Source organism: Pollutimonas nitritireducens, assembly GCF_002849615.1.
GTDB lineage: Bacteria > Pseudomonadota > Gammaproteobacteria > Burkholderiales > Burkholderiaceae_B > Pollutimonas > Pollutimonas nitritireducens.
The window spans coordinates 83762-99642 of the sequence record NZ_PDNV01000008.1; the positions used below are offsets into that span (position 1 = coordinate 83762).

The following is a 15881-nucleotide window of genomic DNA, read 5'->3' on the forward strand; positions in this document are numbered from 1 at the left end:
GAACTGGCAGACGTGCAACTTTACCTTGTCCGCCTGGCGCCCAGCGATTCACTGTCACTTCAGGTAAACCGCAAATTCCCGCAGCTGCGCCTCGCTTTTTTCGATTTCCTGCAGGCTCGCCCGCCCACCTCTGGCCACCAATAGCGCAACCAGCGTTTGCGCAATCGAAAGCGCCGGCACGACTGACGGGAACAGCGACGGCGTGGCATTGGCCGCGACGATCAGAGCGGTGGCCTGGGCGGCGATTGGTGATAAGACGCTGTCGGTGATGCTGACGATGCGTAGGCCACGTTCGCGCGCAAACCGCAATGCCGACACCGCATCGCGGGCATAAGGCTCATAGCTGAACACCAGCAGCGCGTCGTCCGGGCCGGCGCGGCGCAAGTCGTCAGCAAAGGTACCGGCGATTCCCGACAGCAGCGTCGTGTTGTGCTGGAACATGCTACAGGCGTAGTTAAAATAGAATGCCGCGGGAAACAGGCTGCGCAGACCCGCCACATAGATGTGTGGCGCCGAAGCCAGCACATCGCAAGCTGAACGGATCGCATCCAGTGTGGTCGGCTCCAGCATGGACTGCAGATTCCCGCAGTCGCTGTGGACGAGTTCCTGCACCAGGCTCTCGGCCTTGTCCCGCGTACCGCGTTGCTGCAAAACCGTAGCTCGCTGGGCGAATGTACCCGCCCCTTGCGCCAGCCAATCACGGTACACGCTGCGCAAGGCTTCGTAACCATCGAACCCCAGTTGGCGCGCCAGCCGGTGCATGGCGCTGGGCTGCAAACCGGCCTCGGCCGCCACCGCACGCATGGAATTCAGGGCGATTGACTTGGGATTGTCGATGGCAAAGCGCGCAGCGCGCTGCAAGGTGGGAGGCAGGCTGGAATAGTGCTCTTCGATGAGTTTGTCGACCGTGCGTTTGTCCATCGATGCTCCTGTGTTGCCGCCGGTGCGGACGCCTATTGTACTGTCGCCACGCCAGCTATAGAGGCATCAACGGCCGCGCCCAGGATATCGACGGCGGCATCGAGTTCCGCCCGCGTCGTCAGGTAAGGCGGCGCCAGCAGAACATGATCGCCGCGCTCGCCGTCTATCGTGCCGCCGCCGGGGTAGCACAACAGGCCGCGCGCCAGAGCTTGCCGTTTGATATGGGCATGAAGCTGCAGCGCAGGCTCGAATGCTGAGTCGGGTCCGCGCCGCGCCACTAGCTCGATCGCCTGGAACAAGCCGCGACCCCGTATGTCGCTCACATGAGGATGGTCCGTGAAACGCTCGCGCAACCGCAACTGCAAGTACTCACCCAATTGCGCCGACTGCTGGACCAGCCCGTCGCGCGCCACGATGTGCTGCACGGCCAGCGCTGCGGCGCACGCTACTGGATGACCGACATAGGTATGGCCATGCTGGAATGCCCCCGAGCCACCCACTATCGTATCGACTACCTTGTCGTGCGCCATGACGGCGGCAATCGGCTGGTAGCCGCCGCCCAGGCCTTTGGCCAGGCACAGCAGATCAGGCACCACGTCTTCGCGCTCGAAGGCGTGATAGGAGCCAGTACGCCCCATTCCCGACATGACTTCGTCCAGGATCAACAGCACGCCATGGCGGTCGCAAACCGCCCGGATCTTGGGGAAGTAACCGGGCACGGCGCAGACGGCGCCCGCGGTAGCGCCGATAACCGTTTCGGCGATGAAGGCACTGACCGTTTTGGGACCCAAGGCCAGAATCGTCTGATCCAGTTCATCCGCCAGGCGGGTTCCGTACGCCTCATCCGATTCGCCGTCCTGGCGGTAATGGAGGGCAAAGCACGGCGACACATGGTGGCTTTCCGGGAGCAAGGGCTGGTATAGCGCCCGGCGTCCACGATGGCCGCCGATGGCCAACGCACCCAGGGTATTGCCGTGATAGCTCTGCAAGCGGGAGATGTTATGGCGGCGACCCGGTTCGCCGGCCTCTACGTGGTATTGACGTGCCATCTTCAAGGCGGTCTCCACGGCTTCGGAACCACTGGACAGGAAATAGGCATGGCCCAGCCCGGGCGGCGAATGCTGAACCAAGATGTCCGCCAGCCGCTCGGCTGGCTCGGACGTAAAAAAGCTGGTATGAGCGTATTCAAGCTGGCGGATCTGTGCGATCACTGCTTCCACGACCTCGGGATGCGCATGCCCCAGGCAGGACACCGCCGCGCCGCCGGAACCGTCGTAATAGCGCCGCCCGGCAGTATCGATCAGGAAACTGCCTTCGCCACGCAGGGCAAGTTGGGGAAGGCTGCGCGGCGTGCGATGAAAAATGTGAGTCATGTCGGTTAATGCGCCTACCGGTTGACTCGGCGGCGTTAAAAGTAGATCATATGATTCATATTACCAGAACCTAGATCGTATGATCGCCACATCACTCCAGGCCGTACAGGTATGAACCGGACAGCAGCCCTATCCATCCCAAGGAAACAGTCATGAGAATTGCATGTGTGCAAATGCGCAGCAGTGAAAACCTGCAGGATAATTTGGCCAAGGCGGTTGCCTACGTTGAACAGGCAGCCGGCCAAGGGGCCGGGCTGGTAGTACTTCCGGAATTCTTCAATACGATATTCTTCGCCCAATACCAGGACGCGAAATACTTCGCGCTGGCCGAGCACGACTCCGGTCCTACCATCACCACCATGCGCGAGGCCGCGCAACGCCATCGCATCGCGGTAGTGGCCACTATCTATGAAAAAGTCGAGGCCGGCCTGTACTTTGATACTGCCATGCATATCAATCCGGCTGGCAATATCGTCTTCAAATATCGCAAGACGCATCCGGCCGGGGTGCGCAGCCTGGAAAAGATCTACTTCCGGTACGGCACACGCTTCGATACCTATTCCCTGGACGACTGGCGTGTAGGCCTTGGCATTTGCTATGACATGGGTTTTCCAGAAACAGCTCGCTGCCTGGCTGTCAACGGCGCCGAACTGCTGATAGCGCCTTATGCAACCTCGCGAGTACATATGTTCCAGGAAATGCTGCGCACGCGCGCGTTCGAAAACGGCTGCTACTTGGCGGCAGCCAACAAGGTGGGACAAGAAGGCGATTGGCAAATGGGCGGGGGCAGCCTTATCGTGGCACCCGACGGAACGGTATTGCAAAGTGCCGATACGGCAAGCGACGCGCTGCTGGTGGCAGATATCGACCGGACGCAAGTGGACCAGGCCCGGATAGCGTATCCCTCGCGGCGCGACCGGCGGCCGGATCTTTATGGCAGCCTGGTGCGCGAGGCGGATGCGCAGCCCTAGCTGTTCGGCATTTTATTTTCTTCGGCAGGACCACTACACAAGGATATGCATATCATGCAAAAGCAAACGTATACCGGCCGCCGCACGGCGCGCCGCCAAGCCGTCAGGCTCCTGACCCTTCCGTTCGTGGCCGCCGCATTTTCGTTGGCGGCACTGCCCGTCGCGGCGGCCAACGATTGGCCGACCAAACCCATTCAACTGATTGTGCCCTTTGCCGCTGGCGGCACCACCGATCTGCTTGCCCGACTGGTGGCCGACGGGATGTCCAAGGGTTTGAAACAGAGCGTCATCGTCGAGAACAAGCCGGGCGCCGGCGCCAACATCGGCGCGGCGGAAGTGGCGCGCGCCAAGCCCGACGGCTACACGCTACTCATGGGTACGCCCGGCCCGCTGGCTATCAATCCGCACGTTTATCCGAAAATGCCGTTCGACCCGGCCAAGGAGTTCGCCGCAGTGTCGTATGTGGCCGATGTGCCGAACGTCATCGTGACCAACCCACGCACCGGCCTGAAGAACATTCACGATCTGTTGGAGCGGGCCAAGGCGCATCCCGGCCAGCTCAACTGGGGCTCGCCTGGTGTAGGCAGCACCGGCCACATCCAGTTGGAGCTACTGAAACAGCTAGCCGGCGTAGACATCACCCACGTACCTTATAAGGGTGCGTCGCAGGCGTCGGCCGACTTGCTCGCCGGTCATATCGAGCTTGCGGGCGACAACGTCCCCACCTCGCTGGAAAACGTCCGCGCAGGCAAGCTGGTGGCCCTGGGCGTAGCCAGCAAGGACGAACTCGAAGTACTGCCTGGCGTGCAGCCCGTAAGCGCAGCAGTACCCGGCTACCTGCTTCCGTCCTGGTTCGTCATCGTCGCCCCGGCCGGCACACCTCAGCCCATCATCGATAAAATCAGTGCGGTGATCGACGCCTTCGAAAAGGAACCGGCCACCCTGGAAAAATTCCGTGCATTGGGCGCCGTACCGGTCGGCGGCCCCGCCGATGTATTGGCCAAGCATCTGAAAGCCGAGCAGGCGCGCTACGGCGACGTACTCAAGAACATCAAGGTCAGCATCCAATGACGCGCAAACGCTTAGCCGTCGCCCGCCTCTGGTTCGAAGGCAACGCTTTCGGGCCGGTTCCCGCGGGCATGGCCCAGTTCGAGCAATACGAATGGCAAACCGGGTCCCGCGCACTGGATACGATGCGCGGCACAGCCACCGAGCTCGGTGCGGTGGCGCGCTTCGCCGATACCCACCCGGAATGGGAAGTCGTGGTGCTGCGCTGCGCGGCCGCCTTGCCAGCCGGACCGATCGATGATGCCGTCATCCAGCGGTACACCCAGGAAATAAAGGAGGGCGTGCTGGCCGGCGCGGCACAAGGCGGCTGGGATGCCGTCTATCTGTCGCTGCATGGCGCCGCAATCACGGCCACGCGCGAGACGCCGGAATTGGATGTGGCCCGAATGCTGCGGGAACTTCTGCCCGATGTGCCGCTGGGCGCCAGCTTCGACCTTCACGGCAATATGCCGCCGGATTGGGCCGATGTGCTGGACATTGCCACGGTGTACCGGACGCATCCCCATGTGGACATGGATGAAGCAGCCGATCGAGTGCTTGACGGATTGCTGCGTTGCGTAAACGAGGGGTTGCGCACGCGCCGCGTACTGCTCAATGAAGGCATCATCCTGCCCAGCATCAATATGCGCACAGCTCCCGGCGGCCCCATGCACGCACTCGAACAGGCAGCGCGCGACGCCACCGTCGATCCGGTACTGGATGTGTCGGTATTCGGTGGCTTCCCCTACTCCGACACGGCGGCGACGGGCGCGTCGGTCTTCGTCGTCAGCGACGCCCACAGAGATCCGGACGGCCTCGCGGCCCGGGCGGCGGCCCGCAAGGTCATGGACCGTATCCATGCACTTGCCGCGGACTTTCGCATGCGCCTGCCCACGCCCGAAGAAGCCGTGGCTGCAGCATTGGCCAGCACCAAGCCGGGCCTGATTGCAGTAACGGATTCTGGCGACAACCCCTTGTCGGGCGGTGGCGGCGACACCCCTGGGCTGTTTCAAGCATTGATGGCCGCGCGCCCGGGCGTACCCACCTTGTTCGCGAGTTTTGCCGATCCGCTTACTGTGCAAGCGGCACGAGAAGCGGGTGTCGGGCAGACGCTGGCAACCACGCTGGGCGCACGTAACGGGCTGCATTTCGGCGACGGCGTGCCGGTACAGGCGATAGTGGAACGCTTGACCGATGGCACCTTCCTCAATACCGGTCCGATGCAGACGGGTGTAGAACGTCGTTGTGGCAATAGCGCGGTACTGCGCATCGAAGGCCTGACTTCACTGCGCGTGATCGTTACCGAAAGAGTGGTGGCCGCCGACGACCCGGCTTTCTATGCTTTGCACGGCATTGATCCCGGCAAGCTGCGGTTGTTGTGCGCGAAAGCCAAGAACCATTTCCGCGCCGCCTTTGCCCAGCGTTGCGCGCAGATCATTGATTGCGACGCCCCCGGGCCCGCCTGCCTGGATCTTTCTTGCCTACCCTTCAAACACAGACACATTCCGGTCGGGTACTGAGCATATGCCGTTCAACTGAAAGACTGAAACAGTCCTTCAGTACGTGTGCAGTGAATACCGCGATCGCCAAATGAAAGGGCCCGCTCGGGAGCGGGCCGGCTGCAGCGTTGAGGCTTGCTTATTTTGGCATAACAACAGTATCAATAACGTGAATGACGCCGTTATCCGCAGCAATGTCCACCTTGATAACATTAGCGTTGTTCACGGCCACTTTCCCGCCATTGGCAGTCACGGAAAGCGAACTGCCCTCGACCGTTTTTACCGGACCTGCCTTCACATCCTTTGCCATGACTTTGCCGGGCACGACGTGATAGGTCAAGACCTTGGTCAGCGCCGCCTTGTCCTTAAGTAGCGCGTCGAGCTTTTCTTTCGGAATCTTGGCAAATGCGTCATCAGTCGGTGCAAAGACAGTGAATGGGCCTGGTCCTTTAAGGGTGTCGACCAATCCGGCTGCCTGCACTGCACTGATCAATGTGTTGAATGAACCCGCCGATTTCGCAGTGTCTACGATGTCAGCAGCTTGGACGGTGCCGAGCGCCAGGGCGAGAGAAATTCCAGTCAGAATACGTTTCATTGTTGACTCCTGTGATTTGAAGAATAAACCCGGTCCGATCCGGAGTAACGGAACACGCAGGCCAATGATGGGATACGTGAACCGCTTGAGTACAAATTTAGTCGTTTAACGCATCCTCGTCCATCTTTTGTACCGCTATAATGCAGCAATTAGCGGTTCAAATGCGGGTCAATTGAAAAGGCACGATAGATGAAAAAACGTGAGGAAGCGACGGAAGACAACCCCATCGCCTACCGGAGCGGGGTTGCAGCCCGCCTGGCCGGACTCTCCGTCGAAACCCTTCGCGTCTGGGAGCGCCGTTATAAGCTGTCGGACACGCAACGCTCGGTACGCGGCCAGCGCTTGTATTCAGCTGACCAGGTCCGCAGGCTCGGGCTGCTGAAGCAGTTGGTGGATCAGGGCCATGCCATCGGCGTAATTGCCGGCTTGTCTGGCGAACAGTTGCAAGCGTTGATCCGCACACCAGCTGAAAAACAACGGACCGAGGGGCCGATCAGGGTGGCAGTAATTGGAGGCAGCCTTGCCAGGCGCATCGCCGCGAGCGGGCGCGAGGGACTGGATATTGCTGTCCAATGCAGTTGCTCACAGCTTGAACAAGCGCCATCGCTGCCAACGGATGCGAACGTCGAGGTCCTGCTGATCGAAATCTCGGAGCTTCATGGCAACGCGCTCCCGCTGATTATGTCGGCCCGCAACACATATGCTGGCGCTGCCATTGTCATTCTTTACCGCTTTGGTGCAAGCGCGACAATCCGCGCTTTGCGTGCACAGGGATGCATGGCCGCGCGTATCCCGGCCGAACTCGGTGAATTGCTGTCGTTATGTCGTTCGGCGCTTGCCGGAGAACGGTTGCCCGCGCCGCAGCAACCCGCCGTGCCGACGCTTCGCTTCGATGAGGACATGCTCTTTACAATTACAGCGGCTGGCAGCGGCTTGGCTTGCGAGTGCCCGAAGCATTTGGCGGAGCTTCTTCTGATGGTCGGTAGCTTCGAGCGCTACAGTGCGCAATGCGCGTCCCGCAACGAAGACGATGCCCAGTTGCATAACGACCTGGAACATGCCGCCGGCCATGCCCGCGCCATCCTGGAAACCGCCATGGAACAGTTGGCGCGTGCAGAAGGGCTGCCTTTGCCAGCATCACTGGGCGGGCATTGATTGCAATGCCAACAAGCATAAGCCACCCCACTCCCCAAGGGCTGAAGAAAGCCGTTTAAGCTTGAACTGGCCCAAGATGTTGGGCATCAGGAATTCAGCAACACACAAGCCGGTCAGGTACCCGGCGCATCAGGCCACATCTCCATACCAATTTGGTATGAAAACAAAAATCTAATCATTCGCCTTGATGACAGAACGCCAGTAAAGTGAACGTCATAGGTCCACCTTGCTGATTGGCACCCCGGCCCTATGCATGAAAGGATTCGGAAAGTGGAAAAGAATGTTTTCGATGTGGTAATTATTGGCGGCGGAATTCATGGTTGCGCCAGCGCATTCTTTCTTGCACGACGCGGCCTGCGCGTAGTCATCCTGGAAGCCGATTATTGCGGTCGCCATGCGTCGGGGGTCAATGCAGGAGGGGTGCGCACGCTGGGCCGCCCACTGGCAGAAATGCCACTGACGTTGGCATCCTGCGACCTGTGGCACGAATTGAACGATCTCATCGGCGACGATTGCGGGTTTGTTGCACAGGGGCAAATCAAGGTAGCCGAAACCGAAGACGACGTGCAAACGTTGCGTGACCGCGTCGACTTGCTTGCAGCTCACGGTTTTAACCATGAGGTCCTGGTAGATAGACAAACCGTCCGGGAATTGGTGCCAGCCATTTCTGAACACGTAACCGGCGCCATCTGGGTTGAGCGCGACGGCTTTGCGCTGCCTTATCGTGCTGTGACTGCCTTTCGGCGTGCGGCCGAAGCCGAGGGCGCGGTCGTCCACGAGAACTGCCGCGTCAGCAATGTTACCCAGGGTGCGTCAAAATGGCAGGCAACGACGAACCAGGGCGCGTTCGAAGCCGAATACATGGTGGTGGCGGCCGGTGCCTGGTCGGGCGGCATTGCGCAAACCATCGGCGAATTTCTGCCCGTCACGCCTGGCGGCCTGATGCTGATGGTTACCCAACGGTTGCCACACTTTATCAAACCCGTGGTTGGAGCAACAAGCCGGGGCCTGTCCTTCAAGCAGTATGACAACGGTACCGTCGTGATCGGCGGCGAATTGAATTGCGGAGTCGACATCAATGCTGGCCATGCAGAGCTGGACTTTTCCCGCTTGGCGAACAGCGCAAAAATCGTGACCGACCTCTTCCCCTTTCTGAAGCATGTCTCGATCAACCGGGCTTGGTCCGGCATAGAAGGATATACCCCGGATCACGCGCCCATACTGGGAGCCAGTGCCGAGGCTTCCAAGCTGATTTATGCTTGCGGCTTTTCGTCGAGCGGTTTTCAACTTGGACCGGCATCAGGACAGGCTGTGTCCGAGCTGATTCTCGATGGCGCCAGCAAAGTCCCTATCGATGGTCTCGCGCTCAGTCGGTTTTCACTAGCGGCTGCGGCGTGAACTCCTTCACGTCTTCTGCCAGCAGCTCCCGCACGACGTCTTCGAACCGCTGCGCCAGTATGCTTGCCGGCCGATGGCTGGGGCTGAGCAAATAGACGGGAAAGTGGATGGAAGGCGCAAGGGGCTTAAGTATCAGGCCCTGTGCGACAAAGTCTTTCGCCACTAAGGGATTGACCACGCTCAGGCCTATGCCGCTCATCACCATGCAACAAACGGTTGCAAAGAACTCGGTTTCGACCAGCATACTGCGCCGGACGTGCAGGTCATTGAAAAATGCGTCGACACGCTCTCGCATGCCATCATGGAGTGATAGCGAGACGAACGGCTCGTCCTCGAAATCACTTGCCTCGATAACAGGGCGGTCAGCCAGGCGATGGCCGGGTGGTAACGCGCACATGCCCCGTATGTCGGCCAGCTTTTCGACGCTTACCGCATTGGAGTTTCCGCCGCTGGCGTAGACTGCCAGCGCCAGGTCGCATAATTGCGAAGCGATAAGCTGTTCCAGCGTAGCGGAATTATTGGTGCGCACCGATACGGTTACGCCAGGACAGACTTCTGAAAAACGCCTGACGGCACGAGCAATAAACCCCAGTCCAAGTGCCGGCGCTGTTGCGATACGCAGCCTGCCGGAACCGAAACGCTTGATATTGCCGGCGGTCTCCGACAGTGTTTTCAGCCCAAGGTAATACCGTTGGACTTCCACCAGAAACGCAATGGCCTCATCGGTTGGCGTGAGCTTGTTGCCCGCCCGCTCGAACAGCTTCATATCCAGTTCGTATTCCAGATGTGAAATCAGCCGACTGACATTGGGTTGCGTTGTGTGGATGTCGCGCGCCGCAATAGTCATCGAGCCGGTAAGCATGACCGCCCGGAAAGCCTCGATACTCTTGGGGTTCATGATCCGTTCAACTATTGACCGTTCAGGCCTGTGAGGCCGTGACAATAATTTCGACCAGCAAATCGCCGCGGGCCAATTTGGATTCACCCGTTGCCCGTACCGGCGCAACACCTTTGGGCACCCAGGCATCCCATACCTCGTTCATGCCCGCGAAATCCCGCTCAATATCCTTGAGCCAGATCTGTGCCGATAACATCCGGGTGTTATCGGTGCCTGCCTTGGCCAGATAATTGTCGATTTTCTGGAGTACCTGCTGCGTCTGCCCCCTGATGTCCTGGCTTGCATCACCTGCGGTCAGTCCGCCAATAAGCACGATGCCGTTATGGATGACGACGCGGCTCATGCGTTCGTTGGTTTCGATGCGAGTGATATCTGACATGGACGATCTCCGTTGTGGTTAGTGTGACTATAAATCGCGTGCGGCCGACAGTTCCGCCAATGTGATGGGTTTGATCGGCGGACGGATGCGGTAATACCCCACCTCTTCCGGCGTGGTGTTGCGCGCTTCGGCAATGACTTCGGTTACGGTGAGGCCGCATAGCCGCCCCTGGCAAGGACCCATCCCGCAGCGGCCAAACGATTTGGTCTGATTCGGTCCCGCGCAGCCCAGCTTAACAAAACCGCGTATTGCTCCCGCCGTGACTTCCTCACACCGACACACTAGCACGTCATCAGCGGGAATCCGGTTCGCGTCTTTTGGACGATACATGGCGTCCAGGAACGGGCGAATCCTCAGATGGTCTTGAAGCGCGTTGTTCGCGGCGTTCACCTGCGGCGCGGCCTGGTCGGCGCTCATCAGACCAAGGTCCTGCAGCGCAGCCAACGCGGCGAGACGGCCCTGTAGGCCAGCCGCTTGGGCGCCACCAATGCCCCGGCCATCGCCGGCCACAAGCACCTGTTCCACTTCGGCGAGCCGGCCCAGGTCGTCAACATCCGGACGCCAGCATAATTGCGCGGTATCCCAGATGTGCGGCGCACGCAGCGCCCATGTGAATTGCGTATTCGGCACCACCCCCTGATGCAATAGTACGAGTGCGGTTTGCAGCCGGTGTTTTTTCCCACGAGCGACGAAGCGTATGGCCGTCACGGCATCGGCGCCTTCAATTTCCAAATTAGTGGCGCCCTTGAAAAAAGGAATTCCCTTCTTGCGCAACACGCGCAGCAGGCCAAGCCCCTTCTTCAAATAAGGCCATGCCCTCAAGGCGCCTGGCAGATGCGGCACTGCGCGGCGGTAATCGCTGGAATCCGTGGTGTCTATGATGGCGGCAATGGGCACCCCTGCCCGTACGTACTGCCAGGCAAGCAAATAGAGCAACGGTCCGCAGCCCGCCAAGACCGCGGGCTGGGTGGGCACCGTAGCGGCGCTCTTCAGCAGAATCTGAGCCGCGCCGGCGGTCATCACGCCCGGCAACGTCCAGCCCGGGATGGGAAACGGACGCTCCATCGCCCCGCTGCATAAAATGACACGTTGGGCGCGTATCGAACACGATGCGCCTGCGTGCAGGTAATTGACGACGCCGTCGCGGGTTACCTGCCACACCGTCGCTCGCGTGATATGTTGTGCGCCGGATTGCGCAAAATCACGTGCCGGAGCAAGCCCGGCAGCGTAATCGGGCCCGAGCGTCTGCAGCCGCGCCTCGGATGCCGCCGTAATACTCCGCCAGATTTGCCCCCCCGCTCCATCCTGCTCATCAAGGAGCATGACCTGGGCTCCGCAACGGGCGGCGAGCGTGGCGGCGGCCATGCCCGCCGGCCCGGCACCGATCACGACAATATCTGCATCGCTACTCATGATGACTTGACTCCGGCTGATCCGCCAATTGCGCCCGCCCTTCCTGCGAGCGTACCTGCATGCCATCCCGGACCGGAATAAGGCACCCCTGCCGGTTTGGCACGCCATCGATCTCAACAAGGCATTCGAAGCAGACGCCCATCATGCAGTAGGGAGCGCGCGGGGCCCCGCTGACCGGCGACGCGCGCAGCCGCATTTCACCTGATCCCAACAAGGCGGCGGCGACGCTCACGCCAGCAGGAACCCGACGCGTCTCGCCGTTAAAACTGATGATGATCGACGACGTGGAAATGCCGCCAGGCAGTACCGAAAACAGGTTAGTGGTCATTGTGCAACTCGCGATGGGGGTCGAGGAATCGGTCACCGGAAAATACATACAATTCATCTGGCTGGGCCTGCCCGGCCATCCATGGCGCGATGCGCATCGCATGCGCGGCCGCCAGCGTGACACCGCTGTGGCAAGTGGCCACAAAGGCTCCCGGGCAGGATCGGGACTCTTGGTATATCGGGTATCCATCAGGTGTCATGACGCGAAGCGCGGCCCAGCTACGGACGATGTTCAAGTTCGCCAATTTGGGAAAGCACACGATGGCTCGCGCGGCAATTCCGGCCAGCACATCAGTGCGCGTGGTGTCATTGAAGCCGCAGTCTTCCATGGAGTCACCGATTTGTATCGTGCCTTCATCCGTTTGACGAACGTAGATCGTGGGATTTTTCAGAAACGGCGCAATTCGCTCGCCTATTAACACTTGTCCCTGGTTCGGTTGAACGGGGGCATGGAGCCCGACCTTGTCCGCCAGCAGTTTATTGCCCAGGCCAGCCGCCAACACCAGGCGCGGCGCTTGAAAGGCGCCATTGGACGTCGCGACATGGAATGTGCCGTCGGTGTGCAGAATGTCTTGGACCCGACGATTGACATGCAGGACCGCACCGCGGCCCAAACAGGCCTTATGCAGCGCATGAAAGAGTTTCAGCGGATTCACATGACCGTCCATAGGCGTGTAACTTGCCCCGGTAACGTCCGGACCGACGCCCGGCAATCGGCCGCGCATAGCGGTTTGCTCGAGCATTTCAAATTCATAGTGCGGTCCGACCTCAGCCTGCAGCCACTCGAGGCGCTCACGTCGCTCGACAAATTCCTGCGTATTCAGGCAGAAGTGAAAACCGCCATTCTGGACAAGCTCTACATTGACCTGTGTCTCGTCGAGCAAATCGGCCGCGAAACCGGGCCACAGACGCGACGAGGCCAGGGACCAGCGGGCATATGCGCTGCAACCAAAGCCCTTTCCCTGGACCCATACCAGGCCAAAATTCCCGCGCGACGCGCGGAAGGCCACATCACCCTCATCGAGCAGCGTGACGGTCAAACCTTGCCGCAGCAGTCCGTACGCAATGGCGCTTCCGACCAAGCCTGCGCCAACCACCAGCACATCACTGTCGTTTGACATCGTCATCCCTTACCCACCAAAACCCGGTCAAGGCCAACCAGCCGGTCCAGAACGAACATGGTGATCGTGGTCACCACGATCAACACGGTGGAGAGCGACGCGACCAGAGGATCGATGCTTTGCGAGATGTAGCTGTACATTGCGACCGGCAAAGTGGTGGTGCCGGGTGTCGCCACAAAGATCGTCATAGTGACCTCGTCGAAGCTCTGAATAAACGCCAGCATCCAGCCGCCCGCCACCCCAGGCAGAATAAGGGGCAGCACAATCCGCCTGAAAACCGTGTGGGGCCTGGCGCCGAGCGATCGCGCGGCCAGCTCTGTGTCACGGCTCAGCCCAATAACAGAGGCGAGGGTCAAGCGCAGCGCATAGGGAAACACCACAATCACGTGCGTCATGGACAACCACCCAAAGGAACCGCTGAATCCTGCCTGATTGAAAAAACGCAAAAAGGCAATACCCATCACCACATGGGGAATCATCAAGGGCGACAAGAAGAAGGCAGTCAAGGCATTGCGCCCGGGAAACCGATAGTGCGCCAAGCCAAGGGCGGCGGGGACGGCGAGTATCACAGCCACTGAAGCGCTCACCAATGCCAGCCAGGCAGACATCAGAAAGGCATCGATGAACTGGCGTTCATCCAGGATGGCGTAAAACCACCGAAGTGACAGTCCGTCGCTGGGCAATGAAATGTAGCCCAGCGAGGTGAACGATACCGCCACAACCACAAGCAAGGGGGCTGTAATGAACAGAATAAAAAGCGAATGATAGGTGAGCCCCAGCCAATGATTCTTTTGCATGACGGCTCCTAGCGCTCGAAGACGGCGTGATAGCGTCGCTCGACCAGATAATTGCTTCCGAGAATGATGAGAACCATGGCTATCAGCAGCAATATGGCAATGGCGGCGCCCAGGGGCCAATTCAAGGTCGCAGTGAACTCGTCATAAGCGGCTGTGGCAACCACCTTGAGCCGGCGCCCACCCAGAATGGCAGGTGTGGCAAAGGCCGACGCCGCCAGGGCGAACACAATGATGCTTCCCGAGAGAACCCCCGGCATAATTTGCGGGAGTATGACGCGTCGCAATACCGTCAAAGGCGATGCGCCCAAGGAAAGCCCTGCGTTCTCCACGGAAGGATCCAGCTTCTGGATGGAGGCCCAGACCGAGATGATCATGAATGGAATCAGCACATGCGTGAGCGCGATGGTTACGCCACCCATGGTGTAGAGCATCTTGAACGGGCTGCTGATAAGACCCAGCGATTGCAGGGCGGAATTGATCAGGCCTTCATTGCCCATCAGGATCGCCCAGCCCAGCGTGCGCACGATCACGGAGATCAGCAACGGCCCCAGAATGACGACCAGGAAAATCGCGCGCCAGGGGCTGCGCATGCGGGAGAGGATCAGCGCCTCGGGCACGCCCAGTGCGACACACAAGACGGTGACCGCCAGCGACATGCCGCCCGTGCGCAGAAATATTTCGTGATAATAACTATCGGTGAGCACTTCAACGTAATGGGCGAATGTGTACCCTTCACCCGTCCCTGTGGTGCTGTCATAAACAGAAAATGACAACACCGCCGTCAGCAGCAATGGAATCAGCAGCAAGCCTAGAAACAGCAATAGCGCGGGGCCGCAAAGCAGCCATGGAGTCGGGTTGCCGAACCATGGACGGTGAGAACGGCGCACGTCCGCGCTGACAGCCACTGAGTCAGCCATGCGCAGTCTCCGCGTCCAACATGCGCATGTCTTCGTCCTGCCAGGCCAGGTGCACCGTGTCGCCTTCAACCGCAGGCGGGATGCCCACGTTGGGAATATTGACCCGTAACCGACCGAGCGGCCCTTCCACTTCCATTGCCCAATGGTTGCCCAGGAACATGCGAGCCCGTACGACACTGCTTATGCGGCTGTCTGTGGGTGTCGCCACACGGATTTTCTCTGGACGGATATAAACCTGGATTTCGTCGGCGTACTGGGCGCTTTCATGTGGAATGCGTACATTGAGCCCGCCCATTTGCACCCGACAACAATTCGGCTGCCTTTCCGTAATGCGCGCGGCAATACAGTTGGTCTTGCCCAGGAAACTGGAGGCGAACGCCGACCTGGGACGTTCGTAGGCCTCGAACGGCGTGGAGACTTGTACGATTTTTCCGCCATGCATGACGGCAATCCGATCACTCATGGTCATGGCTTCAATCTGGTCATGAGTAACGAGTATGGTCGTGATGCCCAGCTTTTTCTGGATGGCGCGCAACTCGATATGCATTTCCTCGCGCAATTTGGCATCCAGATTGGACATGGGCTCGTCCAGCAACAGCACATTGGGACGTATTGCCAGTGCTCGGGCAACAGCCACGCGCTGGCGCTGGCCGCCGGACAGTTCGCGGGGAAAGCGATCGGCCAGGCCATCGAGCCGAACCAGTTCCAGCGTTTCGGAGATGCGCTGGCCGCGCTCACTGCGGGCCATGCCTTGCATCTCCAGGCCGAACCCTATATTGGCTGCTACTGACATGTGCGGGAAAAGGGCATAGCTTTGAAAAACAATGCCCATGCCGCGTTTTTCCGGGCGAGTCCGCGTGATGTCGCGACCTTCGAGCAGGATGCGGCCGCGGGTCGGTTCGGTGAAGCCCGCCACCATCTGCAAGGTGGTGGTCTTGCCGCAGCCCGACGGACCGAGTAAGGAGAGGAACTCGCCGCGTTCGATTTCAAGGCTGATGTCTTCGACGACGGTGAGATCTCCGTAGCGCTTGGCAAGTCCTTCAAGAATCAAGTAAGTCATGGCGCGCCCC

At 59.8% G+C, this 15881-nt stretch carries 16 protein-coding genes; 5 read left to right on the forward strand and 11 right to left on the reverse strand.

The window, feature by feature from the left end; translation table 11 throughout:
• Positions 1-54: 54 nt before the first annotated feature.
• Together CR155_RS13290 and CR155_RS13295 are read right to left on the reverse strand one after the other, a co-directional pair.
• Positions 55-921, reverse strand: a complete 867-nt coding sequence (locus tag CR155_RS13290; protein WP_102070524.1) for a MurR/RpiR family transcriptional regulator — start codon at positions 919-921, stop codon at positions 55-57.
• Between the two features lie 32 nt (positions 922-953).
• Positions 954-2294 (reverse strand): aspartate aminotransferase family protein, encoded by a 1341-nt coding sequence (locus CR155_RS13295; protein WP_102070525.1) that lies wholly within the window; start codon positions 2292-2294, stop codon positions 954-956.
• Positions 2295-2446: 152 nt separating this feature from the next.
• Here CR155_RS13295 and CR155_RS13300 point away from each other — a divergent pair, with 152 nt between their 5' ends.
• The 3 genes from CR155_RS13300 to CR155_RS13310 are packed head-to-tail and all read left to right on the forward strand — an operon-like array spanning position 2447 to position 5832.
• A complete protein-coding gene (locus CR155_RS13300; protein WP_102070526.1) occupies positions 2447-3265 on the forward strand; it encodes a carbon-nitrogen hydrolase family protein in 819 nt (272 codons plus the stop codon).
• 54 nt (positions 3266-3319) lie between these two features.
• Positions 3320-4336, forward strand: a complete 1017-nt coding sequence (locus CR155_RS13305) for a Bug family tripartite tricarboxylate transporter substrate binding protein (protein ID WP_102070706.1) — start codon at positions 3320-3322, stop codon at positions 4334-4336.
• Positions 4333-5832: a M81 family metallopeptidase gene (locus tag CR155_RS13310; protein ID WP_102070527.1), complete on the forward strand. Its 1500-nt coding sequence runs from the start codon at positions 4333-4335 to the stop codon at positions 5830-5832. Before CR155_RS13305 ends, CR155_RS13310 begins: the two co-directional genes overlap by 4 nt.
• 118 nt (positions 5833-5950) lie before the next feature.
• Here CR155_RS13310 and CR155_RS13315 read toward each other — a convergent pair whose 3' ends face one another.
• Positions 5951-6406, reverse strand: a complete 456-nt coding sequence (locus CR155_RS13315) for a fasciclin domain-containing protein (RefSeq protein ID WP_102070528.1) — start codon at positions 6404-6406, stop codon at positions 5951-5953.
• A 189-nt stretch (positions 6407-6595) separates the two neighbouring features.
• Here CR155_RS13315 and CR155_RS13320 point away from each other — a divergent pair, with 189 nt between their 5' ends.
• Positions 6596-7561 (forward strand): MerR family transcriptional regulator, encoded by a 966-nt coding sequence (locus CR155_RS13320; protein ID WP_102070529.1) that lies wholly within the window; start codon positions 6596-6598, stop codon positions 7559-7561.
• A gap of 270 nt (positions 7562-7831) precedes the next feature.
• Positions 7832-8959 (forward strand): NAD(P)/FAD-dependent oxidoreductase, encoded by a 1128-nt coding sequence (locus CR155_RS13325; RefSeq protein WP_233214264.1) that lies wholly within the window; start codon positions 7832-7834, stop codon positions 8957-8959.
• Here the strand turns inward: CR155_RS13325 and CR155_RS13330 are convergent.
• Genes CR155_RS13330 through CR155_RS13365 form a run of 8 tightly spaced genes read right to left on the reverse strand, consistent with a single transcriptional unit; the run spans position 8928 to position 15871 of the window.
• Positions 8928-9857, reverse strand: a complete 930-nt coding sequence (locus tag CR155_RS13330) for a LysR substrate-binding domain-containing protein (RefSeq protein ID WP_102070531.1) — start codon at positions 9855-9857, stop codon at positions 8928-8930. The genes CR155_RS13325 and CR155_RS13330 overlap by 32 nt on opposite strands.
• A gap of 22 nt (positions 9858-9879) precedes the next feature.
• On the reverse strand, positions 9880-10236 hold the full coding sequence (locus tag CR155_RS13335; protein WP_102070532.1) for a RidA family protein: 357 nt from the start codon (positions 10234-10236) through the stop codon (positions 9880-9882).
• Between the two features lie 27 nt (positions 10237-10263).
• Positions 10264-11649, reverse strand: coding sequence for an FAD/NAD(P)-dependent oxidoreductase (locus CR155_RS13340; RefSeq protein WP_102070533.1), 1386 nt, complete (start codon positions 11647-11649; stop codon positions 10264-10266).
• Positions 11642-11977, reverse strand: a complete 336-nt coding sequence (locus CR155_RS13345) for a (2Fe-2S)-binding protein (RefSeq protein ID WP_102070534.1) — start codon at positions 11975-11977, stop codon at positions 11642-11644. The genes CR155_RS13340 and CR155_RS13345 overlap by 8 nt, the downstream gene beginning before the upstream one ends.
• On the reverse strand, positions 11967-13103 hold the full coding sequence (locus CR155_RS13350) for an NAD(P)/FAD-dependent oxidoreductase (protein ID WP_102070535.1): 1137 nt from the start codon (positions 13101-13103) through the stop codon (positions 11967-11969). The genes CR155_RS13345 and CR155_RS13350 overlap by 11 nt, the downstream gene beginning before the upstream one ends.
• Positions 13100-13894, reverse strand: coding sequence for an ABC transporter permease (locus CR155_RS13355; RefSeq protein WP_102070536.1), 795 nt, complete (start codon positions 13892-13894; stop codon positions 13100-13102). The genes CR155_RS13350 and CR155_RS13355 overlap by 4 nt, the downstream gene beginning before the upstream one ends.
• 8 nt (positions 13895-13902) lie before the next feature.
• Positions 13903-14811, reverse strand: a complete 909-nt coding sequence (locus CR155_RS13360) for an ABC transporter permease (protein WP_102070537.1) — start codon at positions 14809-14811, stop codon at positions 13903-13905.
• A complete protein-coding gene (locus tag CR155_RS13365; protein WP_102070538.1) occupies positions 14804-15871 on the reverse strand; it encodes an ABC transporter ATP-binding protein in 1068 nt (355 codons plus the stop codon). The genes CR155_RS13360 and CR155_RS13365 overlap by 8 nt, the downstream gene beginning before the upstream one ends.
• Positions 15872-15881: the final 10 nt, after the last annotated feature.